At 75.6% G+C, this 21,020-nt stretch carries 24 protein-coding genes and 1 tRNA gene; 13 read left to right on the top strand and 12 right to left on the bottom strand.

What is annotated here, in order from left to right:
• Position 1: 1 nt before the first annotated feature.
• From bcp to E9549_RS05805, 3 genes are read right to left on the bottom strand one after another with little or no spacing between them, the layout of a single operon-like run.
• The gene (gene bcp, locus E9549_RS05815) at positions 2–490 is read right to left on the bottom strand and encodes a thioredoxin-dependent thiol peroxidase (protein WP_236825599.1); all 489 of its coding nucleotides are present in this window, start codon (positions 488–490) and stop codon (positions 2–4) included.
• 45 nt (positions 491–535) lie between these two features.
• Positions 536–940, bottom strand: a complete 405-nt coding sequence (locus E9549_RS05810) for a YjbQ family protein (protein ID WP_236825598.1) — start codon at positions 938–940, stop codon at positions 536–538.
• A 17-nt stretch (positions 941–957) separates the two neighbouring features.
• On the bottom strand, positions 958–1,785 hold the full coding sequence (locus E9549_RS05805) for a potassium channel family protein (RefSeq protein ID WP_236825597.1): 828 nt from the start codon (positions 1,783–1,785) through the stop codon (positions 958–960).
• A 76-nt stretch (positions 1,786–1,861) separates the two neighbouring features.
• On the opposite strand from E9549_RS05805, the gene rph reads away from it, so the two are divergent.
• From rph to E9549_RS05790, 3 genes are read left to right on the top strand one after another with little or no spacing between them, the layout of a single operon-like run.
• Complete coding sequence (gene rph, locus E9549_RS05800) at positions 1,862–2,599, top strand: ribonuclease PH (RefSeq protein WP_308113096.1); 738 nt, start codon at positions 1,862–1,864, stop codon at positions 2,597–2,599.
• Entirely contained in the window at positions 2,596–3,207 is a 612-nt protein-coding gene (gene rdgB, locus E9549_RS05795) for an RdgB/HAM1 family non-canonical purine NTP pyrophosphatase (RefSeq protein WP_236825595.1), read from the top strand. The genes rph and rdgB overlap by 4 nt, the downstream gene beginning before the upstream one ends.
• Positions 3,208–3,216: 9 nt before the next feature.
• Positions 3,217–4,137, top strand: coding sequence for a hypothetical protein (locus E9549_RS05790; RefSeq protein ID WP_236825594.1), 921 nt, complete (start codon positions 3,217–3,219; stop codon positions 4,135–4,137).
• Positions 4,138–4,381: 244 nt separating this feature from the next.
• On the opposite strand, the gene E9549_RS05785 is transcribed toward E9549_RS05790, so the two are convergent.
• A tRNA-Leu gene (locus E9549_RS05785) sits at positions 4,382–4,462 on the bottom strand.
• An 89-nt stretch (positions 4,463–4,551) separates the two neighbouring features.
• Between E9549_RS05785 and E9549_RS05780 the strand changes: the two genes are divergently transcribed.
• Together E9549_RS05780 and E9549_RS05775 are read left to right on the top strand one after the other, a co-directional pair.
• Entirely contained in the window at positions 4,552–4,842 is a 291-nt protein-coding gene (locus tag E9549_RS05780; RefSeq protein WP_236825593.1) for a DUF3618 domain-containing protein, read from the top strand.
• A gap of 4 nt (positions 4,843–4,846) precedes the next feature.
• Positions 4,847–5,335 carry a DUF427 domain-containing protein gene (locus E9549_RS05775; RefSeq protein ID WP_236825592.1) on the top strand — a complete coding sequence of 163 codons (489 nt, stop codon included), beginning with the start codon at positions 4,847–4,849 and terminating at the stop codon, positions 5,333–5,335.
• A gap of 6 nt (positions 5,336–5,341) precedes the next feature.
• On the opposite strand, the gene E9549_RS05770 is transcribed toward E9549_RS05775, so the two are convergent.
• A complete protein-coding gene (locus E9549_RS05770) occupies positions 5,342–5,956 on the bottom strand; it encodes a TetR/AcrR family transcriptional regulator (RefSeq protein ID WP_236825591.1) in 615 nt (204 codons plus the stop codon).
• Between the two features lie 126 nt (positions 5,957–6,082).
• On the opposite strand from E9549_RS05770, the gene E9549_RS05765 reads away from it, so the two are divergent.
• Positions 6,083–7,192, top strand: a complete 1,110-nt coding sequence (locus E9549_RS05765; RefSeq protein WP_236825590.1) for an EAL domain-containing protein — start codon at positions 6,083–6,085, stop codon at positions 7,190–7,192.
• A gap of 7 nt (positions 7,193–7,199) precedes the next feature.
• Here the strand turns inward: E9549_RS05765 and E9549_RS05760 are convergent, their stop codons facing one another.
• Positions 7,200–7,793: a histidine phosphatase family protein gene (locus tag E9549_RS05760; protein ID WP_236825589.1), complete on the bottom strand. Its 594-nt coding sequence runs from the start codon at positions 7,791–7,793 to the stop codon at positions 7,200–7,202.
• A 61-nt stretch (positions 7,794–7,854) separates the two neighbouring features.
• On the opposite strand from E9549_RS05760, the gene E9549_RS05755 reads away from it, so the two are divergent.
• The 3 genes from E9549_RS05755 (at position 7,855) to E9549_RS24045 (ending at position 10,677) form a co-directional block, all read left to right on the top strand.
• Positions 7,855–8,709 (top strand): aldo/keto reductase, encoded by an 855-nt coding sequence (locus E9549_RS05755; RefSeq protein ID WP_236825588.1) that lies wholly within the window; start codon positions 7,855–7,857, stop codon positions 8,707–8,709.
• 155 nt (positions 8,710–8,864) lie between these two features.
• On the top strand, positions 8,865–10,019 hold the full coding sequence (locus E9549_RS05750; RefSeq protein WP_236825587.1) for an acyl-CoA dehydrogenase family protein: 1,155 nt from the start codon (positions 8,865–8,867) through the stop codon (positions 10,017–10,019).
• Positions 10,012–10,677 carry a PaaI family thioesterase gene (locus E9549_RS24045; RefSeq protein ID WP_236825586.1) on the top strand — a complete coding sequence of 222 codons (666 nt, stop codon included), beginning with the start codon at positions 10,012–10,014 and terminating at the stop codon, positions 10,675–10,677. The genes E9549_RS05750 and E9549_RS24045 overlap by 8 nt, the downstream gene beginning before the upstream one ends.
• A gap of 40 nt (positions 10,678–10,717) precedes the next feature.
• On the opposite strand, the gene E9549_RS05740 is transcribed toward E9549_RS24045, so the two are convergent.
• From E9549_RS05740 to E9549_RS05730, 3 genes are all read right to left on the bottom strand, one after another.
• Complete coding sequence (locus tag E9549_RS05740) at positions 10,718–11,836, bottom strand: NAD-dependent epimerase/dehydratase family protein (protein WP_236825585.1); 1,119 nt, start codon at positions 11,834–11,836, stop codon at positions 10,718–10,720.
• 72 nt (positions 11,837–11,908) lie between these two features.
• Complete coding sequence (locus E9549_RS05735; RefSeq protein ID WP_236825584.1) at positions 11,909–13,273, bottom strand: MFS transporter; 1,365 nt, start codon at positions 13,271–13,273, stop codon at positions 11,909–11,911.
• A 26-nt stretch (positions 13,274–13,299) separates the two neighbouring features.
• Entirely contained in the window at positions 13,300–14,127 is an 828-nt protein-coding gene (locus E9549_RS05730; protein WP_236825583.1) for an alpha/beta fold hydrolase, read from the bottom strand.
• A 76-nt stretch (positions 14,128–14,203) separates the two neighbouring features.
• Between E9549_RS05730 and idi the strand changes: the two genes are divergently transcribed.
• The 4 genes from idi (at position 14,204) to E9549_RS05710 (ending at position 16,775) form a co-directional block, all read left to right on the top strand.
• Positions 14,204–14,743 (top strand): isopentenyl-diphosphate Delta-isomerase, encoded by a 540-nt coding sequence (gene idi / locus E9549_RS05725; protein WP_236825582.1) that lies wholly within the window; start codon positions 14,204–14,206, stop codon positions 14,741–14,743.
• Positions 14,744–14,821: 78 nt separating this feature from the next.
• Positions 14,822–15,631 (top strand): polysaccharide deacetylase family protein, encoded by an 810-nt coding sequence (locus tag E9549_RS05720; RefSeq protein ID WP_236825581.1) that lies wholly within the window; start codon positions 14,822–14,824, stop codon positions 15,629–15,631.
• A gap of 76 nt (positions 15,632–15,707) precedes the next feature.
• Positions 15,708–16,481 carry an SDR family NAD(P)-dependent oxidoreductase gene (locus E9549_RS05715; protein WP_236825580.1) on the top strand — a complete coding sequence of 258 codons (774 nt, stop codon included), beginning with the start codon at positions 15,708–15,710 and terminating at the stop codon, positions 16,479–16,481.
• A gap of 21 nt (positions 16,482–16,502) precedes the next feature.
• Entirely contained in the window at positions 16,503–16,775 is a 273-nt protein-coding gene (locus tag E9549_RS05710) for a hypothetical protein (RefSeq protein WP_236825579.1), read from the top strand.
• Positions 16,776–16,784: 9 nt separating this feature from the next.
• Here the strand turns inward: E9549_RS05710 and E9549_RS05705 are convergent, their stop codons facing one another.
• From E9549_RS05705 to E9549_RS05695, 3 genes are read right to left on the bottom strand one after another with little or no spacing between them, the layout of a single operon-like run.
• Positions 16,785–19,151 carry a SpoIIE family protein phosphatase gene (locus tag E9549_RS05705; protein WP_236825578.1) on the bottom strand — a complete coding sequence of 789 codons (2,367 nt, stop codon included), beginning with the start codon at positions 19,149–19,151 and terminating at the stop codon, positions 16,785–16,787.
• Positions 19,148–19,768 (bottom strand): biliverdin-producing heme oxygenase, encoded by a 621-nt coding sequence (locus tag E9549_RS05700; protein WP_236825577.1) that lies wholly within the window; start codon positions 19,766–19,768, stop codon positions 19,148–19,150. Before E9549_RS05700 ends, E9549_RS05705 begins: the two co-directional genes overlap by 4 nt.
• A 44-nt stretch (positions 19,769–19,812) precedes the next feature.
• Positions 19,813–20,943, bottom strand: a complete 1,131-nt coding sequence (locus E9549_RS05695; RefSeq protein WP_236825576.1) for a CdaR family transcriptional regulator — start codon at positions 20,941–20,943, stop codon at positions 19,813–19,815.
• Between the last annotated feature and the right edge of the window lie 77 nt (positions 20,944–21,020).

The raw sequence follows: 21,020 nt of genomic DNA, 5'->3' as shown, positions 1-21,020 counted from the left end.
ATCACTCCAACCCGAGGTCGCGCCGCAGCTTGGCCACGTGCCCGGTCGCCTTGACGTTGTAGGAGGCGCGCTCCACCCGGCCCTCGGCGTCGATGACGAACGTCGACCGGATCACGCCGACGACCTCCTTGCCGTACAGCTTCTTCGTGCCGTACGCGCCGTAGGACCGCATCACCTGCTTGTCCGGGTCGGAGACCAGCGTGATGCGCAGGTCCTCCTTCTCGCGGAAGCGGGCGAGCTTCTCGACCGGGTCGGGGGAGATGCCGATGATCTCCAGCCCCGCCTCGGCGAGGTCGCCGGCCGCGGCGGTGAAGTCGACGGCCTGGGTGGTGCAGCCAGGTGTCATCGCCGCCGGGTAGCAGTAGACGATGACGCGCCGGCCCCGGTAGGACGACAGCGACACCGGGGTGCCGTCGGCATCGGGCAGCGTGAAGTCCGGCGCCGGGTCGCCGGGGGCCAGGCGGACGGGGGCGGCGTCGGTCTCGCTCATGCCGCGCATCCTGCCGTGTCCCGGGGGCGAGGTCGCAAGGGGGCGTCAGCCGGGCAGGAAGGAGAAGCGCACCTGCCGCTGGTGGTTGTCGGTGTTGGTGTCCACCAGGCAGATGCGCTGCCAGGTGCCCAGCATCAGCCGGCCCTCCAGCACCGGCACGCTGGCGTGCGGCGGGACGAACGCCGGCAGCACGTGGTCCCGGCCGTGCCCGGGGCTGCCGTGCCGGTGGCGCCACCGGTCGTCGCGGGGCAGCAGCGCGTCCAGCTGGGCCAGCAGGTCGTCGTCGCTGCCCGAGCCGGTCTCCAGGATCGCCAGGCCGGCGGTCGCGTGCGGGACGAAGACGTGCAGCAGCCCGTCGCGCTCCTGCTGCACGAACTCGGCGCAGTCGTCGGTGAGGTCGACGACGACGGGGACGCCGCCGGTGCGGACGGAACGCAGCTCCGATCTCATGGCGCCGATCCTGCCCGTCACGGGCTCCGGTCGCGTGCCGGGCTCCCGGCGTCTGCGGGCGGGACGGCGCGGGCCCCCGGTGCCGGTGCCTCGGCGGCCGTGCCGGGGGCGGCCGACTCCCGGGTCAGGGCCGCGCGCAGCTGGGCGACCTCCGCCGACAGCGCCTGCAGGTCGCGCCGGGTGACCGCCTCCGACTCCTCGCCGACCTCCTGCACCCGCTCCACCAGCCAGGAGGCGAACGTCGCGGTGATCACGCCGAGCAGCGCGATGCCCGTCAGCATCAGCCCGGCGGCGACCGCGCGGCCCTGCGTGGTCACCGGGAAGCGATCGCCGTACCCGACGGTGGTCACGGTGGCGAACGACCACCACAGTGCGTCGCCGAAGGTGTCGATGTTCCCCTCGGGGCGCCCGCATTCGGCATCCAGCACGGCGAGCGCGGCCACGAACATCAGCAGTGCCGTGGCCCCGACGACGTAGACCGCGACCCGGCCGCGCAACGAGCTCCCGGCGTGCCGGTTGAGCGCCGAGAGCAAGGTGACGAGCCGGAGGAGCCGCAACGGGCGCAGCAACGGCAGGACGATGACGGCCAGGTCGAACGGATGGCTCCGCACGAACCGGCTGCGGTGGTCGGACAACCACAGCCGGGCGACGTAGTCGATGGCGAACCAGGCCCAGGCGGCCGCGGTGACCCAGGCCAGCACCGTCGGCCACGGCGTGGCGAGATCCGGGTCGATGATCGGCCAGGCGTAGGCGGTGAGGAACAGCAGCGCGGCGGTCGTCAGGATCCAGCCGGTGGTGCTCTCCCACCGTCGCCGGCGCGCATCGTCGGTGGTGGGTGCGGCCATGTCCGGCGAGGCTAGCGCGGGCGGAGGGCCCGGCTCGTCCGGAGGTCGTCGGTTGCGTTCACTACTGTCGGCGGACGTGACCCGCGCCGACGGCCGTAGCGCCGACCAGCTCCGTCCGGTGACCATCACCCGCAACTGGCTCGACCACGCCGAGGGATCGGTGCTCGTGGAGTTCGGCCGCACCCGCGTCCTGTGCGCCGCGAGCGTGACCGAGGGCGTGCCGCGGTGGCGCAAGGGCTCGGGCCTGGGCTGGGTCACCGCCGAGTACTCGATGCTGCCGCGCGCGACGCACACCCGCAGCGACCGCGAGTCGGTGAAGGGGCGGATCGGTGGGCGGACGCACGAGATCAGCCGGCTCATCGGGCGCTCGCTGCGCGCCTCGGTCGACCTGGGGGCGCTCGGGGAGAACAGCATCGCGATCGACTGCGACGTCCTCCAGGCCGACGGCGGCACCCGGACCGCCGCCATCACCGGCGCCTACGTGGCACTGGCCGACGCCGTCGCCTGGCTCGGGGAGCGCGGGAAGCTGGCGAAGAAGGCTCCGCTGGTCCAGTCGGTCGCCGCGGTCAGCGTGGGTGTCATCGACGGCGAGCCGCGGCTGGACCTCGCCTACGAGGAGGACGTGCGCGCCGGCACGGACATGAACGTGGTCTGCACCGGGGACGGCGGCTTCGTCGAGGTGCAGGGCACCGCGGAGGGCGCGGTCTTCGACCGGCCGACCCTCGACGCGCTGCTCGACCTGGCGGTCGCCGGCTGCGCCGAGCTCACCCGCCTCCAGGCCGAGGCGCTGCAGCGCGGACCGGCCGCCCGATGAGCACCCGGCTGCTGCTCGCCACCCGCAACGCCGGCAAGCTCGCCGAGCTCCAGCGACTGCTGGCCACCGCCGTCCCCGGCGTCGAGGTCATCGGCCTGCGCGACGTCGACGAGTACCCCGAGGCCCCGGAGACCGGTGCGACCTTCGCGGACAACGCGCTGCTCAAGGCGCGCGAGGCGGTGCGGTACACCGGTCTGCCCGCGGTGGCCGACGACTCCGGGCTCGCGGTCGACGCGCTCAACGGCATGCCCGGGGTGCTCTCGGCCCGGTGGTCGGGCCGGCACGGCGACGACGACGCCAACACCGCGCTGCTGCTCGGCCAGCTCGCCGACGTGCCCGACGAGCGGCGGGGCGCGGCGTTCGTGTGCGCAGCGGCGCTGGTCACCCCCGACGGCACCGAGCGGGTGCTGGAGCGGCAGTGGCGCGGGCGCGTGGTCCACGAGAAGCGGGGGAGCAACGGCTTCGGCTACGACCCGGTGTTCGTCCCGGAGGGGCTCGAGCTGACGTCCGCCGAGCTGGAGCCGGCGGAGAAGGACGCCCGCAGCCACCGCGGCCAGGCGTTCGCGGCGCTGGTGCCGGTGCTGGCCGAGGTGCTGGCGCCCCGCTGAGCCGGTCCGGTGCAGGTCTTCGTGGACGCGGCCCGGACGTTGCGGTTCGCCGACGGCACCCCGGTGACCGCGGCCTCGGGTGTGGCCACGCTCGGGGACGGCTGGCTGGTCGTGCAGGACGACTCGACGGTCGCCGCCTGGCGCCGGCCGGACAGGGTGGTCACCGTGGAGGTGCTCCCGCCCGTCGAGGGCCTGCGCACCTTCAGCGAAGCCGCGGGTACCAAGCACCTGAAGCCCGACCTGGAGGTGGCCTGCCCGGCGGAGGTGGACGGGGAGCCGGCGGTGCTCCTGCTGGGGTCGGGTTCCACGGTCCGGCGCATGCGGGCGGTGCTGGTGCGGCTCGAGGACGGGCGGCCGGTGGTGCGATCGGCGGAGCTCGGCCCGGTGTACCGGCGCGTGGCCGAACGCCTGGAGCTGCCGATGGACCACGTGAACCTGGAGGGCGCCAGCCGCCACGGCGACGTGGTGCGCTGGTTCAACCGGGGCAACCTGGCGGCCGGCGTCCGCTCGGCGAGCGTCGACGTGCCGCTGCACGACCTCGTCGCTGCCGTCCTCGGCCGCGCCGATCCCGCCGCGGTCGCCGTGGACCGGCCCCGGCAGTACGAGCTCGGCGAGGTCGAGGGCGTGGGCCTCGCGGTCACCGACGCGGTCGCCCTCCCCGACGGCAGGGTGCTGCTGAGCGCGGCGGCCGAGGACACCCCGAACGCGGTGGACGACGGTCCGGTGGTCGCCACCGCGATCGCGCTGCTGGACGGCGACACGGTCCAGGCGGTCGCGCCCGTCCCCGAGGTGGGCGGCCACGTGCACAAGGTGGAGGGCCTGGCCCTCCGCGGGGTCGAGGGCGGCGAGGTGCACCTGCTGGCCGTCGTGGACGACGACGACCCGGACACCCCGTCGGCCGAGCTGGACCTGCGCGTCGTCCTGGGCTGACCGCCGCGTCAGCCGGCCCGGCGGGGCACCTCGGCGCGCCGCTCGAGCCGGGCGGGCGCGGTCAGCCCGAACAGGACGACGGCGAACGGGGCGAGGAGCACGCCCATCGCGATGCCGACCTGCCACCGGGGCGCCCGCAGCTACCACGCGTTCACCGGAGGAGCCTGCGGGGCCGCGGCGGGCACCGCACCCGTCGTCACCCGGTCGGGGGACCGCCGCGCCGGACGACGCCGCGCAGGACGCGTGCGGGAGGGGGGAGTCGAACCCCCACGCCCGAAGGCACCAGATCCTAAGTCTGGCGTGGCTGCCGTTACACCACTCCCGCGTGGTCCCGGAGTCTAGGAGCACCCGCGCGGGTGGCCGGGGAGGGCCGTCGGCGCGCTGACCAGCGGCACGTCTGGCAGGCTGTCGCCCGTGCCCCGCGACCCACGACAGATCCAGCTCGAGATCGATGCGGCCCGCGAGTCGCTGGCCGCCACCCTGGACCAGATCGCCTACCGCAGCAGCCCGACCCGCCTGAAGGCGCAGGGCCGGGACGCCGTGCAGCGGTTCCTGCGGACCCCGGCGGGCCAGGCCACGATCGGCGCCGTCGGCCTGCTGGTCACGCTCGTCGTCGTCCAGAAGGTGCGGCACCGGCGCAAGGACGAGGTCGAGGTGCTGGGCCGCCGCATGGTCGTGGTCGACAAGGGCCGCCGCACGCGCTGATCCGGTGCGCCGCGATCCGGTCGGGCCCGGCCAGGAGTCGGTCTGGGACTACCCGCGCCCGCCGTCGGCGCGGGTGAGCGACCGCCACGTCGTCGTCGAGGTGGCCGGCCGGGTGCTGGCCGACACCTGGCGGGCGGTGCGGGTCTGCGAGACCAGCCACCCGCCGGTGTACTACGTGCCGCGCGAGGACGTCGCCGTCGACCTGCTGGAGCGGGCGCCGGGCCGCTCGGTGTGCGAGTGGAAGGGCGCGGCGACCTACTGGGACGCCGTCGTCGACGGCCGGCGCATCCCCGAGATCGGGTGGTCCTACGAGGACCCGGCCCCCGGTTACGGGCACCTGCGCTCGGCGATCGCCTTCTACCCGGGCAAGGTCGACCGCGCGCTCGTCGACGGCGAGCAGGCCCGCCCGCAGCCGGGAGGCTTCTACGGCGGCTGGATCACCGACGAGATCGCCGGGCCCGTCAAGGGCGGGCCCGGCTCCCTCGGCTGGTGAGCGGCGTCAGGCCTGGGCGCGCACCAGCGGCATGACGACGGTGTCCAGCACCTCGTCGGCGTAGGCCTCGTCGACCGGGCGGTGGGTGAGCAGCCAGCGCTGGACGAACAGCGCGCTGATGGTCTCCGCGGCGACCGAGGTGCGGAAGCCGGGGCCCACCTCGCCGCGCGCCTCGGCGTTCTCCCACACCTGCTCGAAGGACTGGCGCCAGACCGCGAGCGGGCCCTTCTCGAACGCCTCGGCGAGCGCCGGGTGGCGGGGCACGGTGGAGAGCAGCGAGAGCGTCGCTGCACCGGTCGGGCCGTTCACCACGCCGACGAGGGTGCGCATGATCTCGCGGAGGTCGCCCTCGAGGGAGCCGGTGTCGGGGTTGGGCGCCTCGTCCCGGTTGAGGTCGGAGATGGTGTCGACCACCAGGTCCTGCTTGGTGCGCCAGCGCCGGTAGATCGTCGCCTTGCCGACGCCGGCCTCCGCGGCGACCGCGTCCATGGTCAGTGCGCCGTACCCCACGTCGGCGAGCAACCGGAGGATGGCGGCGCGGATCACCCCGTCCCGACTGGGGTCGCGCGGGCGGCCGCCACGGCTCGGACGGGCGGCTTCTGCGGTGGGGAGAGAGGCCATGGGGCAAACCTTAGACATTCAAGTTGTGAAAGTGCTGGAACTCTGCCGTGGGTACCCCGGAAGAGCGTTGTGGTACCGCCGCGCGCCTGGCCCGTGCACCCCGGCCGGTGGGCCACCCTGTCCGGCGTGGGAACCATCTGCGGCGGGGTCTGCGGGTGCCGCCAGAACTGGGAGGTGCCCGGCCGGGCGAGCCGCGCGCTGCTGGCCACCACCATCGGGCACGTGCTGCCGCACGTCGCCCGCACCGCCAAGGCGCTCGGCCTCGTCGTGGACTCCGCGCCGCAGGTGGTCGACGTCCTCGACGAGCGGGGCGGTCGCGGCCTGGAGCGGCTCTTCCAGAAGCTCGCCCGTGAGCTGACCGGCGCCGAGACCGAGGCCGTGCGGGTGGTCACCGACCCGCCGGACGACGGCGCCGCGCTCACCGCCCGGCTGCTCACGGCTCCCACGCTCGCCGTCGAGCTCGCCCGGCGCGGGGTGACCGTGGAGGTCGGTGTCCTGGCCGAGGCGGAGTTCTGGTCGGTCTACCAGCCGATCGTCGCCCTGGGCGACCGGTCGGTCGTCGCCCACGAGGCGCTGCTGCGCGGGCTCGTCGACGGCCGGGAGGTCGGCGGTGGGGACCTGTTCTTCGTCGCCGAGTCGGCGGGCTGGCTGCACCGGCTGGACCGCATCGGCCGGGAGGCCGCCATCACCGGCGCGGTGCCGTGGCTCGGCGCCGACGACCTGTTCGTGAACTTCGACCCCACCTCGATCTACCGGCCGCAGGTCTGCCTCGCCAGCACCGAGCGGGTGGCCCACGACGCCGGGATCGACCCCCACCAGCTCGTCTTCGAGGTCGTGGAGTCGCACGCGATCGCCGACCGCGGGCACCTGGTGTCGGTGCTCGAGCACCACCGCTCGCTGGGCTGGCGGGTCGCGCTCGACGACGTCGGCGCCGGCTGGTCCAGCCTGTCCCTGCTCGCCGCCGTCCGGCCCGACGTGGTCAAGCTCGACAAGGGGCTCGTGCAGGAGCTGCCGGACGACGGCGCCCGCACGGTGCTGAAGGCGGTCACCGACCTCGCCCACCGGCTGGGCGCGGTGGTCGTGGCGGAGGGGATCGAGACCGAGCAGCTGGCCGAGGAGGTGGCCGCGCTGGGGGCCGACCTGGGCCAGGGCTGGTTGTTCGGCCGGCCGGTGCGCCCCGAGCCCCCCGCCGAGGAGCTCGAGGGCCGCTGGCAACCGGTGGCCCGCTCGCGCTGAGCCCGGCTCAGCCGAGCGCCCAGCCGGTGAGCACGGGGCGGCCGTGCTCGTGCCCCAGGACGCCGTACCGCCCGGCGGGCAGCGCGAACAGGGCGCCGGCCTCGGGGGCCAGACCGAGCCACCGGGCCGTCAGCACCCGCAGCACGTGCCCGTGGGCGACGAGGGCGACGTCGCCGCCCGGCAGCCGCTCCCGTACCCGGGCCAGCACGCGGTCGACACGCGCGCCGACGTCGGCCAGCGACTCGCCGGGGACGTCGGCGTCGACGGTGCCGTCCCGCCAGATCGACCACTCCCGGCCCAGCTCCGCGCTGATCTCGGCGGTCGTGCGGCCCTCGTAGCCCCCGTAGTCGAGCTCGACCAGGTCCCCGTCGACGGCGGTCGGGGCGAGCCCGGCCAGCTCGGCGGTGCGCCGCGCCCGCTGCAGGGGGCTCACCCGCACCTCGGCGAACCGACGCCGTCCCAGCGCCTGGCGCAGGGCGCGGGCCTGCTCCTCGCCCTCCGGCAGCAGCGGCAGGTCGGTGCCTCCGGTGTGCTGGCCGGTGCGGCTCCACTCCGTCTGCCCGTGCCGCAGCACGACCACCTCGCCCGCGCCTTCGCTCACGCAGCCCATCGAACACGCCGGCGCGGGAACACGCGCGCCCACCGTCGTGCTGGCCAGGTGCATGACGACTGCTGAACTGAGCGACACCTTCTCCATCGGCGGCGACCTCCCCGTGCACCGCCTGGGCTACGGCGCCATGCAGCTGCCGGGCCCCGGGGTGTGGGGCGAGCCGGCCGACCGCGCGGCCGCCGTCCGGGTCGTGCAGGCCGCCGTCGAGCAGGGTGTCGACTTCATCGACACCGCCGACTCCTACGGCCCCGAGATCAGCGAGCAGATCATCGCCGAGGCGCTGCACCCCTACCCGGAGGACCTGGTCATCGCGACCAAGGCCGGCCTCACCCGGCAGGGCCCGGACGTCTGGACCCCGGTCGGGCGCCCGGCGTACCTGAAGCAGCAGGTGGAGCTCTCGCTGCGGCACCTGAAGGTCGAGCGGATCGACCTCATCCAGCTGCACCGGATCGACTCCGAGGTGCCGCTGGCCGACCAGCTGGGCGCCTTCGTCGAGCTCAAGGAGCAGGGCAAGGTGCGCCACATCGGCGTCTCGGAGGTCTCGGTCGAGCAGCTGCAGGCCGCCCGCGAGATCACCGAGATCGTCAGCGTGCAGAACCTGTACAACCTCACCACCCGGCAGAGCCAGGACGTCCTGGACTACGCCACCGAGCACGGCATCGCGTTCATCCCGTGGTTCCCGATCGCCACCGGCAACCTGGCCGCGCCCGACAGCCCGGTCGCCGACATCGCGCGCGAGCTGGACGCCACGCCCTCGCAGGTGGCGCTGGCCTGGCTCCTCCGGAAGTCGCCGGTGATGCTGCCGATCCCCGGCACCAAGTCGGTGGACCACCTGACCGAGAACCTGGGTGCGGCGCGCCTGACGCTCTCGGACGAGGACATGGCCCGCCTGGACGCCCTCGCCTGAGCCCGCCCCTTCGAGGCACAGGAAGCTCTACCTGCGTCCTGCGTCCTGCGTCCTGCGTCCTGCGGCCCCCGCACGCGGGTAGAGCTTCCTACGCCTCCTCGGCATGGGCGGACCCCGGCGCGGGGGCCGGACGCGGCACACGTCACCATGGGCCCGTGGATGCCGAGGACTTCCGCCAGGTCAAGGACGCCGTTCGCCAGCTCATCCGCGAATCGGTGCTGCCCCGCGAGGAGCAGATCGAGGAGGAGGACCGCATCCCCGACGACCTGCGCGCGCAGGCCGCCGAGATGGGCCTCTTCGGTTATGCGCTGCCCGAGGACTACGGCGGGCTGGGCGTCACGATGACCGAGGACGTCGAGCTGGCCATGGAGTTCGGCTACACGACGCCGGCCTTCCGCTCGCTGTTCGGCACCAACAACGGGATCTCCGGCCAGGTCATCGCCAAGTTCGGCAGCGACGAGCAGAAGAGGAGGTACCTGCCGCGCCTCTCCGCGGGCGAGCTGATCGGCTCCTTCGCGCTCACCGAGGCCGAGGCCGGCTCCGACCCCTCCGCGCTGCGCACCAGCGCCCGCCGCGACGGCGACGAGTGGGTCATCAACGGCAGCAAGCGCTACATCACCAACGCGCCGATCGCCGACCTGTTCGTCGTGTTCGCCCGCACCGACCCCGCGGAGAAGGGCGGCCGCGGCATCTCCAGCTTCGTGGTCGAGACGACGACGCCGGGGGTCACCGTCGGCCCCAGGGACAAGAAGATGGGCCAGGCCGGCGCCTGGACCTCCGAGGTGTTCCTCGACGACGTGCGGGTGCCCGCCGACGCCCTCATCGGCGAGGAGGGCCGCGGCTACGCCAAGGCGCTCACGGTGCTCTCCCGCGGCCGGCTGCACATCGCCGCGCTGTGCGTCGGCATGGCGCAGCGGGTGCTCGACGAGTCGGTCGCCTACGCCGCCACCGCCAAGCAGGGCGGGGCGCCGATCGGCCGCTTCCAGCTGGTGCAGGCGATGCTCGCCGACATGCACGCCGAGCTGCTCGCCGGCCGCAGCATGGTGCGCGACGTCGCGGCCCGCTACGACTCCGGCGAGGACACCTCCGTCGGCCCGTCGTCGGCGAAGCTGTTCTGCACCGAGATGGTGGGGCGCGCCGTCGACAAGGCCGTGCAGGTGCACGGCGGCATGGGCTACCTGCGGACGACGCCCGTCGAGCGCTTCTACCGCGACGCACGGCTGTTCCGCCTCTACGAGGGGACCAGCGAGGTGCAGCGCATCATCGTCGGCGGCGCCCTGCTGCGCGAGGCCGGCATGCCGCGTGGCTGAGGACCGGGAGGTCCGTCGCGCGGCCGTCGGCGAGCTCGGGGAGGCGCTGCGCGACCTGGTCGACGCCGCCGTCCGCACCGAGGTGCCGCTGGACCGGCTGGCCGAGGCGACCAGCGCGGCCCGGGAGCTGACCGCGCTGCTCTCGACGGACCTGCGCGAGGTGCACGAGATCGCGTCGGTGGACGACCCGGACAGCGGCCAGCGCTGGTACAGCCCCGTGTACGGGCCGGGCAGCCCGGTCGCCCCGCCGATGGTCGTCGACGACTTCCCGGACGAGGGCCGGTGCGTCGGCCGGGTGACCGTCGGGAAGAAGCTCGAGGGTCCGCCGGGGCTGGTGCACGGCGGGGTCGTGGCCACGCTGCTGGACCACGTGCTGGCCCGCTCGGCGCGCGGGGCCGGGCACGGCGGCCTGACCGCCACGCTGACGGTCACCTACCGGCGGCCGGTGCACCTCGGCGTCCCGCTCCTGGTGACCGGTCAGCTGGTCTCGGTCGAGGGGCGGCGCGCCACCGCCACCGCCCGGCTGGTCGCCGAGGACGACCCGGGCACCACGCTCGCCGAGGGCGAGGCGCTGCTGGTCGCGCTGCGGGCCGAGCGGGCGTCGGAGGTCTTCGCGCGGACCGGCCGCGACGTCGGCGCCTGGACCAGCCGCAGCTGAGGGCTGGTCGGCACCGGGGTCGCCCGCACGCCGCCGGGGGTCAGTTGGCCCGCGGACCGGGGGCGTTGGCCGGGTCGCCGGTGGGGTCCAGCGAGGCGCCACCCGCCGGGCGCAGCAGCGCCCCGGGCCCGCCGGCACCGCTGCCCAGGGCGGCGACGAACTGCCGGAGCACGTCGTCGCCGGCGTGGAACGGGGCCCAGTCGAGCAGCTTGCGGGCCCGTGCGGTGTCCAGCGCGGGCACCTGCGTGCCGATGTCCAGCCACCCCGGCTCGGTCGGCACCAGGTGCGCGGCGAAGGCGGCGTGCAGGCCGGCGCGCAGCGCGATCGCCGGGGTGGGCACCCGCACGGAGCCCAGGGCCTTCGCCAGCGCGTCGGCGTCCAGCAGCGGCTCCGCAGCCAGGTTGAACGGGCCGGGGGCGCGGCGGTCGAGCATCCGCTCGAGGGCGTCGGCGACGTCGTCGGCGTGCACGAAGGCGATGGCCAGCGCCGGAAGGGGCAGCGGCAGCAGCCGGGCCACCGCGCCGGGCAGCGCGCGTGCGGCCCCGAACAGCAGCGGGCCCAAGAAGTAGCGGCCGATCTCGCTGGCGGCCTGCGGCTGCAGCACCAGGGTGGGGCGGACGACGGTGAGCGTCGTGCCGCGGTGCCGGCCGAACACGTCGCGCACCACGCTCTCGGCCTGCGACTTGTCACGGCTGTACTGCGCGCTGGGGATGCCGGTGGTCGGCCAGTCCTCGGTCACCCGGACGCCGCGCGCGCCGCCGGCGTAGGCGCCGATGGAGCTCATGTGCACGAACTGGTCGACGCCGGCGGCGGCCGCGGCGCGGGCCACCCGCCGGGTGCCCTCCACGTTCACCTGGCGCAGCCGGTCGGGCTGCCGACCCGGCTGCAGCGCCCAGGCGAGGTGGACGACGGCGTCGGCGCCCTCGACGAACTCGGCGACCTCCCGCTCGCTCGCGGCCTCGCCGAGGTCGGCCAGGTGCCAGCGCACCCCGTCGTAGGGCGCGGTCGAGGGCGGGCGCCGGCGGGCCAGCCCGCGGACCTCGGCGACACCGGCCGACGGCGCGGTCAGCCGGCGCAGGAGGGCGGTGCCGACGTTGCCGCTGGCACCGGTGACGGCGATCGTGCGGCCGCGCAGCTGTCCGGGGGAGAGCTCAGGCATGCCCTGCCGCTACCCGTCCGGCCTGCGGCCAACCGGTACGGCCGCGGGTCGGCCGGGCGGCGAGGGTGCCGGTCAGCCCGGCAGCGCCGGTGACGTCACCCCGCGCGGGGCCTCCGCGTCGAGCGAGCGGCCCCGCAGCTCGGGCAGCGCCCAGGCGGCGAGCGCGGCCAGCAGGAAGAAGGCGGCGAACGTGGCGAAGACCAGGCCGGTGCCCCCGGCGTCGACCAGCAGCGGCACGCACAGCGGGGCGGCGATGGAGGCGAGCCGGCCGAAGCCGGCGGCGGCACCGGCGCCCGTGGCCCGCAGCGCGGTCGGGTAGATCTCCGGCGTCACCGCGTACAGCGCGCCCCAGGCCCCCAGGTTGAAGAACGACAGCACCATGCCGGTGACGAGCACCGCGGTGTCGGCGTCGGCGGCGGCGAAGAGCCCGGCACCCAGGGCGGAGCCCAGCAGGAAGGTGGCCAGGGTGGGCCGCCGTCCCCACTTCTCGATCAGGTAGGCCGCCACCGCGTACCCGGGCAGCTGGGCCAGCGTGATGATCAGCGTGTACTGGAACGACTTGACCAGCGAGAAGCCGTCGTTGAACAGCAGCGTCGGCAGCCAGATGAAGGCGCCGTAGTAGGCGAAGTTGATGCTGAACCAGACGGTCCAGAGGGCGGCCGTCCGCCGTGCGGCGCCGCCGGTCCACAGCGCCCGGGCGCCCGGCGGGGCGGTCGGCGGCGCCGGCGCGGGGGACGGCACGGGCGCGACGCCGCCGGCCCGCTCGAAGCGGCGCACGGTCGCCTCCGCCTGGTCGGTGCGGCCGCGCAGCTCGAGGAAGCGCACCGACTCGGGCAGCCCCCGGCGCACCACCACCGCGTACAGCGCCGGCGCCGCCCCCAGGGCCAGCGCCCAGCGCCACCCGTCGTCGCCGGCGGGCACCACGAAGTAGCCGATCAGGGCGGCCAGCGTCCAGCCCACCGCCCAGAACGCCTCCAGCAGCACGACCACCCGGCCGCGCACCCGGGCGGGGGCGAACTCGCTGACCAGCGTCGAGGCGACCGGCAGCTCGGCACCCAGCCCCAGGCCGATGAGGAAGCGGAAGACCAGCAGCGCGCCGACCGACCAGGACAGCGCCGCCGCCCCGGTCGCCAGCCCGAACACCAGGAGGGTCAGCGCGAACACCTGGCGGCGGCCGACCCGGTCGGCGAGCAGCCCGCCCAGCGTGGCGCCCAGCGCCATCCCGACGAAGCCGATCGACCCGATCCACGACACCTCGGCGTTCGACAGCCCCCACTGGGCGACCAGCGCGGTCATCACGAACGAGATGAGCCCGACGTCCATCGCGTCCAGCGCCCACCCGATGCCCGAGCCGACCACCAGCCGGTGGTGCTCCCGGTTGACGGGCAGCCGGTCGAGCCGCTCGGCGCGGGTCAGCGGCGACGTCGTCTCGCTCATGGCGTGCAGTCTCGCAATGCCCGGGCTCAGCCGCGGACGTGGGCGGTGACCAGCTCGGCGGTCCGCTCCGCGGCGAGCTCGGGGATCCAGTGCGTCACGTCGTCGAGGACCTCGAGCCGGTAGGGCGCGTCGACGAAGCGGGCCGTGTCCTCGGTCGCGGCCCGGCCGAGGAAGGCGTCGCCGGTGCTCCAGACGTGCAGGGTGGGCACGCGCGCCTTCCCGACCGGGTCGCGACCGCTCCACGGCAGGGCGCGGTACCAGTTGATGGCGGCGGTCAGCGCCGCCGGCTCGCGCATCCGCCGGACGTAGCGGTCGACGGCGTCGTCGGGCAGCCCGCCGTGGCGCAGCACCCGGCGCAGCGCGGCCCCGTCGCCGGCGAGCAGCAGCCGCTCGGGCAGCACCGGGAGCTGGAACAGCCCCACGTAGGAGGAGCGCAGCGCCTGGTCGCCGGTGACCATCGCCCGCGTCATCGCCCCCGGGTGCGGCACGGAGAGCGCCGTCAGCGTGCGGACCCGCTCCGGGTGCCACGCGCCCAGCGCCCAGCCGACGATGCCGCCCCAGTCGTGCCCGACCACGTGGGCCGAGCCCAGCCCGGCCGCGTCCAGCAGGGCGACGACGTCGTCCGCCGTCTCCCGCAGGCGGTAGTGCGCGCGGCCGCGCGGGCGGGCCATGGGGGAGTAGCCCCGCTGGTCCGGTGCCAGCGTGCGCAGACCGTGCTGGTGCAGGGCGGGGGCGACCCGGTCCCAGGCGGTGGAGTCCTGGGGGAAGCCGTGCAGGAGGACGACGGGCTCGCCGTCGGCCGGCCCGGCGTCCCGGACGTCGAAGGTCAGGCCGTCGCGCCGGAAGCTGTCCACCCCGGAACTGTGCCCCGCGCGAGGGCGGTCCGCACGGGGGCGGGCGGCGCCGCGGCCGATCGGGGACGATGGGCCGGTGACCGCCACCCCTGTCGAGCTCATCGTGCTGCTCGACGACGACGGCCGAGAGATCGGCACGATGCCCAAGCCGCAGGTGCACCACGGCGAGACGCCGCTGCACCGCGCGTTCTCGGCCTACCTCTTCGCCGCCGACGGCCGGCTGCTGGTCACCCGCCGTGCCGAGGGCAAGGCGACCTTCCCCGGCATGTGGACCAACACCGTCTGCGGCCACCCCGGCCCCGGTGAGGACGACGGGGCCGCGATCGCCCGCCGCGCCGGCTTCGAGCTCGGGCTCGGCGTCTCCGACCTCCGCCCCGCGCTGCCGGGCTACCGCTACCGGGCGGAGTTCCGGGAGGTCGTCGAGAACGAGGTGTGCCCGGTCTACGTCGGGCGCTTCACCGGTTCGCCCGCGCCCGAGCCCACCGAGGTGGGTGACTGGGAGCTGCTGGACTGGGCCGCGTTCCGCCGCCGCCAGGAGACCGAGGGCGACGCGTGGTCCCCGTGGTGCCGGGAGCAGGCGCGGCTGATCGAGGAGGCGGGCCTGCACCGCCTCTGACCCCCGTGGCCCGGCGCCGCGACGCGCCGTCCACCCGCCTCCGCGGCGCGGCGCACCACCGTCGCTAGCGTGCGGCGCATGGACCGTCGAGGGTTCCTGCTCGCCCTCGCCGCCGGGGTGGCGGGCACGGCGCTGGCACGCGGTGCAGCCGCGCCGGACGCGCCCCCGGCCGCGCTCGGCGGCCCCGCGGCGTCGCCCGGGCCGGTCGGCGACCCCGTCGCACGGTGGCGGCAGGTGCACCGCGGCGTCCCCGGGGTGGAGCCGCAGGAGCCGCCCGCCGGGGTGGTCGACGCGCTGCCAGGCGAAGGGGACCTGCTGGCGCTCACCATCGACGACGGCACCAGCAGCGAGGTGGTCGCGGCGTTCGCGCGCTTCGCCGCCGACAGCGGCACCCGCATGACCTTCTTCCCGAACGGCCGGTACCGCGCCTGGGAGGACAACGCCGCGCTGCTGCGCCCGCTGGTCGACTCCGGGCAGGTGGCCCTCGGCAACCACACCTGGTCCCACCCCGACCTCACCACGCTGGGGGACGCCGAGGTGGCCGAGGAGATCCGCCGCAACCGAGATTTCCTGCGCTCGACCTTCGGCGTGGAGACCCCTTTCTTCCGGCCGCCCTTCGGTGCCCACGACGAGCGCACCGACCGGATCGCCGCCGACCTCGGGCACCCGACGATCGCCATGTGGAACGGCACCCTCGAGGACTACCGGGTGCTCACCGCCGAGGAGCTCGTGGCCGCCGCCCGGCGCTGGTTCAGCGCACGGACGATCGTCGTCGGCCACGCCAACCACCCCACGGTCACCACCGTCTACGGGCAGCTGCTCGAGCTGGTCGCCGAGCGGGGGCTGACCACGGTGACCCTCGCCGACGTCTGGGCCACGCGGCGCTGACGCCCCGACCTGCGGGCCCGGCGGCTTTCGGCGAGGCTGTCCGCGACGGGTACGCGCGGACGACGGAGGAGCAGCTGTGGAGGCGTCGCTGAAGGGCCGGGTCGCGCTCGTGACCGGCGGGGCCAGCGGACTCGGCCGGGCCACCGCGCTCGCCCTCGCCGAGGGCGGGGCGCACGTCGTGATCGCCGACATCGACGCGGACGGCAGCCAGGAGACGCTCTCCCGGGTGACCGGGGCCGGCGGCTCCGCCGAGGTCGCCGCCCTGGACGTCACCCAGGACGAGAGCCGGCGCGCCGTCGTCGCGGACCTGTTCGAGCGGCACGGCGACGCGTTCGACGTGCTGGTCAACGTCGCCGGCATCGACCGGCCCGGCTACATCACCGACATCGACCTCGCCGACTACCAGCGGGTGCAGGCGGTCAACTGCGAGGGGCCGGTCTTCCTCACCAGCGAGTTCGTGAAGCGGGTGCAGCACCTGCCCGAGGGGCGCACCGCCGACGTCGTGCACGTGGTCTCGCTGTCGGCGATCACCTCGGGCAGCGGGGCGATCGCCTACAACGGCTCCAAGGCCGGCTTCCTCAACGCGACCCGCTGCATCCAGCGCGAGCTCCGGGAGAAGGCGGTGCGCCTGGAGGACGGCAGCGAGCGGCCGTTCCCGTGCCGGGTGCAGAGCGTCATCCCCGCCGCCATGGACACCCCGATGATGGAGCAGTGGGGCATCCCCGGGCACCTGATGATGCCGCCGTCGGCGGTCGCCGAGGCGATCCGCACGCTGCTGCTCCTGCACCCGTCGGCGTTCGTCCCCGAGATGCAGGTCGTCCCCCGGCTCGAGCCGAACTTCCCCCGCTGACCGACCATGAGGAACTGCCGCATGAACGCCCCGGACGACCCGACGCCCGACACCGCCATGGCGTCGGGCTCCGATGCGGGCAGCCCCGGCGGGCGGCTCGGTCCCGGTGACCTCGCGCCCGACGAGGAGCGGCTGCTCGCCGCGCTCGAGCGTGGCGCGCGCACGGGGCCACCGGACCCGCTGGAGACGATCGCGGTGGTCCGCGCGGCCGAGGACGAGCGGCCGCTGCCGGACCGGGGCGGCCCGCCCGACGACGGGCTCACCCCCCGGTTCACCGCGCCCGGCGCCGGCTGAGCGACGGGCTCAGCCGCCCGCTGCCCGGAGCCGGACGGCGACGAGGGCGACGTCGTCCTCACCGCCCTCGGGCAGCAGCCGGCCGATGAGGGCGTCGGACATGCGGGCGACCGGGAGGTGGCGCAGTTCGGCGAGCGCCCGGCCGAGCAGGTCGACGCCGTCGTCGAAGACCTGGTCGCGGCGCTCCACCAGCCCGTCGGTGTAGAGCAGCAGCGTCGAGCCGTCGACGACCACCGCCTCGTGCTCGGTGCGGGGCAGCGACGGGTCCACGCCGAGCAGCAGGCCGGGGCGGTCGGGCACCAGCAGCCGCTGGGAGCCGTCGGGCGCGACGAGCAGCGGCGGCAGGTGCCCGGCGGAGGCCCAGCGCAGCCGGGTGCCGTCGCCGGCCGGCCCCGCCGGGCGGTCGAGCCGGCCGACCAGCACCGTCGCCATGGCGCCGAGCCCCAGCCCCTCGATCGCGGCGTCGATCCGGGAGAGCACCTCGGCCGGGCCGGCCACGCTGTCCCAGGCGATGCCGCGCAGCAGACCGCGCAGCTGGGACATCGTCGCCGCGGCCTGGGTGTCGTGGCCGACGACGTCCCCGATGACCAGCACCGTCGAGCCGTCGGGCTGCTCGAAGACGTCGTACCAGTCGCCGCCCACCTGGGCCTCCCGCGCCGCCGGCACGTAGCGCACCGCCACCTCGAGGTGGTCGGGCTCAGGCGGGTCGGTCAGCAGGCTGCGCTGCAGGGTCTCGGCGGCGCGGACGATGCTGCGGGACCGCGCGTAGAGCGCCTCCAGCAGGTGGACGCGCAGCTCGGCGGCCTCGGCGGTCTCCTGCGCCGACCACGACTCGGACCGGCCGCGGACGGTCTCCCGCCAGCGCTCGAAGGACTTGCGCGGGCTGAGCCGGACGGCATCGCCCTCGCGCTCGGCGATCGCCTTGTTGTGCGGGTCCCCGCCCCAGTCGATGTGCCGCACGGCCTCGCCGCGGGACCAGAGCACGTACTGGCCCTCGGGCAGGGGCAGCACCAGGACGCCGCACGCGGGGTCGACCGCGCCGAGGCCGGGCGCGGCCGCGGCCAGCGCGTCGGTCGCGACGACGTCCTCGCCGCGGCTCGCGGCCCAGGCGGCGATCGCGTCCGCCAGTTCCGGCGGGAGCGCGGCGCCGGCGGATCCGCGGGTGCCCTGGAGGCACATGGAGACGCCGTCGGCGGCCAGGAGGTCCAGCAGGCTGGGAGAGCCCAGCAGCGTCTCGGTGATCGGCCGCTCCTCGTCCAGCGCGGCGGCGGTCAGCCAGGCCAGCGTGGACCGCGCGCTCAGCGCCCGGGCGAACTCCTCCTCCTGCGCCCGGTCGATCAACCGGACCGACAGGGTGGAGCCGAGGAACTCCGCCGCGGCCCGGGTGGCGTACGGCGGGGCGTGCGGGCCGTCGTAGTGGTGGCACGCGATGAGCCCCCACAGCTTGTCGCCGCGCAGCAGGGAGATCGACATCGAGGACCGCACGCCCATGTTGTGCAGGTACTCCACGTGGATGGGCGAGACGCTGCGCAGGGCGGAGTAGGTGAGGTCCAGCGGCCGGCCGCTGGCCGGGTGGTGCACCGGCTGGATCGGCACCGGCGCGTAGCCGACGTCGGAGATCAGCCGGATCCAGTTCTTCTCGTACAGCGCCCGCGCCTGCGCGGGGATGTCCGAGGCCGGGTAGTGCAGGCCGAGGAAGGAGTTGAGGTGCGCGGCCTTCGCCTCGGCCACCACCTCGCCGTTGTAGTCGGCGTCGTAGCGGTAGACCATCACCCGGTCGAAGCCGGTGAGGGTGCGCACGGCCGCCGCGGTGATGTCGTAGAGCTCCTGGAGGCTGCCGGCCCGGTCCAGGGCGGCGACCGTGCTGCGCACCGCCTGGTAGGTGTTCGGGAAGGAGAACGGCCGCGGCCCGCGCGCCGGCTCCAGCTCGACGACGAGGGTGCTGACCGGCACCGACTCCTCGGGGGCGGCGACGGGCTCGCCGTCCACCCCGTGCACCGGCCCGGGGTCGATCACGGTGCGGTGCAGGAGGGCGTCGACGGGCACCGGCTCGCCGGCGACGTCGAGGATGATCTCGACCGGGTTGCGCTCGCGGAGGTCGCCGAAGGCGCTCGCCGAGCTGATCACCGCGCGGGCCGGCGCGGCCCCGATGACCTCGGCCAGCGGGCGGCCCAGCGCCTGCCGCCAGTCCACGCCGGTGAGGTCGGCGAGGTTCTCCGACACCTGCTGGACGACCCAGTCGGGGTCACGGACGGCGATCAGCACGCCCCGCGGCTGGATGCTGCCCGGGACGTGGATCGGCTCGCGCTCGCAGTTGGTGAGGTCGACCTGCTCGCCCGGCGCCAGGAACTCGATCTCGTGCTGGACCCCGGTCACGCCCCGACCGCCTGCGCCCGCGCGGCGGGCCGGCACCACTCGGAGAGCTCGCGGAACGCGTCCCGGGCCGCGGCGACCACCCGGTCGGCGTTCCCGCCCGCGGCCACGTGCGCGCGGGCGACCCGACGGTAGGCGGCCCACATCGCGCCGGTCTCGGCACCGTAGGGCGAGAACGCGTGCAGGCGGACGCCGGCCAGCAGGGGCAGCGCGGCGAGGTGGCGGTCGATGAACGTGCCACCGAGGGTGGAGCCCTCGAGCACGTAGAGCCGGCCCAGCGCCTCGTCGGTGCCGGGCACCGCCGGGAGCCCCGGTGCCGCGCCGGGGACGGGGGCGCCCAGCGCCGCGAGGTCCGCGGCGAACAGCCCGGCCCGGCGGCGGCGCGCCCAGCCCGCGGTCGCGGCGTCGGCGGGGTGGCGCGCGGCCCACTCGTCCAGCCCGCGCTCGGCCGCCGTCCAGAAGCCGTGCATCAGCCCCAGCACCTGCACCAGCCGGGCCCGGTCGAGCTCCGGGTCGAGCAGGTCGAGGGTCTCCTCGAGCTGCCGGTGCTCCTCGGCCGTCCCGGTGCGCAGCGCGCGCAGCACGTCGTCGTCGCTGCGGGGTTCCGCCTGCGCAGCCATGTCTCCCGCAGCCATCGGCAAGGAGAATATGTGACACCAGGTGATCACGGGCGGTGGCAGCCGGATCCTCCGGAGAGCCGGGCGGCGCGCAGGCCGGCGTGCAGCAGCAGGCGGGCGTCGCCGTCGGCGAGGTCCAGGCCGGTCAGCGCGGCGATGCGGCCCAGCCGGTAGTACAGGGTCTGCCGGTGGACGTGCAGCGCCGCCGCCGTCCGCGCGGCGCTGCCGGCGCAGTCGAGGAAGGTCTCGGCCGTCGTCGTGAGCACCGGGTCGGCGAGCAGCGGCGCCAGCACCGGGTCGGGGCCGGGCAGCGCCGTGGCCGCCCGCCACCCGCCGAGCTCGCCCCAGCGGGCGACGGGGAAGAACCGGTCGACCGCCGCGGCGACCCGTGCCGCGGCCCGGGCCTCGCCCCACTGGCCGGCCAGGTCGTCGGTGCCGCGCCGGGCCGACGAGACGCCCGCGGTGCTGCCGGCGGGCAGGGTGGCCAGGGAGGCGGCGGCGAGCGCTCCGGCCGGGCGCAGGTCCGCGGGCGCCGGTAGCGGGACGAGCACGGCGATCCCGTCGTCGACGACGGTGGCCACCGCCCCGGCCGCGGGCAGCGGCCGGGCCGGCGCCGGGGGGCCGTCGGTGGGGCGGAGCGCGACGAGCACCTGCGCGCCGTCGGCGGGCAGCCGGTCGCGGAGCCGCAGGGCAGCCTGGGCGCGGGCCGCGGGGCGGCCGATGAGCGCGTCGGCGAGCACCTGCCCCAGGTCGTCGGCCGGCCGTCCGGCCAGCGCGCGGCCGGCGTCGGCGGCCAGGTCCAGCGCGCGGCGCAGCGCCGGGTCGGCGTCGTCGTCGGGGTCGGTGCGCCCGTCGTCGAGCAGCCACAGGTAGCCGTGGGTGCGGTCCTCGTGGCGGACGGGCAGCACCAGCCGGGTGAGCACCCCGGCCGCGGGATCGGCCGGGGTCCGCATCGGCCGGGTCGCCGCGGCGATCCCGAAGTCCTCGAACCACCGCCGGGTCTCGGGCGTCGAGCTGCGGGTGAGGATCGACCGGGTGCGGACGGTGTCCATCGGATCGGCCCCGCTGTCGTCGTGCGCGCAGAAGGCCAGCAGCGTGAAGCCGGCGTCCTCCAGCGTCGCCGGTGCGCCGAGCACCCGCGACACCTCGTCGACCAGCTCCTGCAGCTCGTCGCGCACCGCCGTCCCTCCCCACCCCGGATCTCGTACAGCTGTATGAGAGCAGACGGGCGGAATCCCGACATCTGTCCCTGGCC

It is taken from the genome of Blastococcus sp. MG754426 (assembly GCF_021699055.1).
In the GTDB taxonomy this organism is placed as follows: Bacteria; Actinomycetota; Actinomycetes; order Mycobacteriales; family Geodermatophilaceae; genus Blastococcus.
The sequence above is the reverse complement of the archived record's forward strand: the minus strand, read 5'-3'. Positions and strand labels throughout refer to the sequence as shown.

Coding starts and splice junctions, on each gene's coding strand:
- bcp (WP_236825599.1), bottom strand. CDS start 490: ATGAGCGAGACCGACGCCGCCCCCGTCCGCCTGGCCCCCGGCGACCCG.
- E9549_RS05810 (WP_236825598.1), bottom strand. CDS start 940: ATGAGATCGGAGCTGCGTTCCGTCCGCACCGGCGGCGTCCCCGTCGTC.
- E9549_RS05805 (WP_236825597.1), bottom strand. CDS start 1,785: ATGGCCGCACCCACCACCGACGATGCGCGCCGGCGACGGTGGGAGAGC.
- rdgB (WP_236825595.1), top strand. CDS start 2,596: ATGAGCACCCGGCTGCTGCTCGCCACCCGCAACGCCGGCAAGCTCGCC.
- E9549_RS05770 (WP_236825591.1), bottom strand. CDS start 5,956: ATGGCCTCTCTCCCCACCGCAGAAGCCGCCCGTCCGAGCCGTGGCGGC.
- E9549_RS05755 (WP_236825588.1), top strand. CDS start 7,855: ATGACGACTGCTGAACTGAGCGACACCTTCTCCATCGGCGGCGACCTC.
- E9549_RS05740 (WP_236825585.1), bottom strand. CDS start 11,836: ATGCCTGAGCTCTCCCCCGGACAGCTGCGCGGCCGCACGATCGCCGTC.
- E9549_RS05735 (WP_236825584.1), bottom strand. CDS start 13,273: ATGAGCGAGACGACGTCGCCGCTGACCCGCGCCGAGCGGCTCGACCGG.
- E9549_RS05720 (WP_236825581.1), top strand. CDS start 14,822: ATGGACCGTCGAGGGTTCCTGCTCGCCCTCGCCGCCGGGGTGGCGGGC.
- E9549_RS05710 (WP_236825579.1), top strand. CDS start 16,503: ATGAACGCCCCGGACGACCCGACGCCCGACACCGCCATGGCGTCGGGC.
- E9549_RS05700 (WP_236825577.1), bottom strand. CDS start 19,768: ATGGCTGCGCAGGCGGAACCCCGCAGCGACGACGACGTGCTGCGCGCG.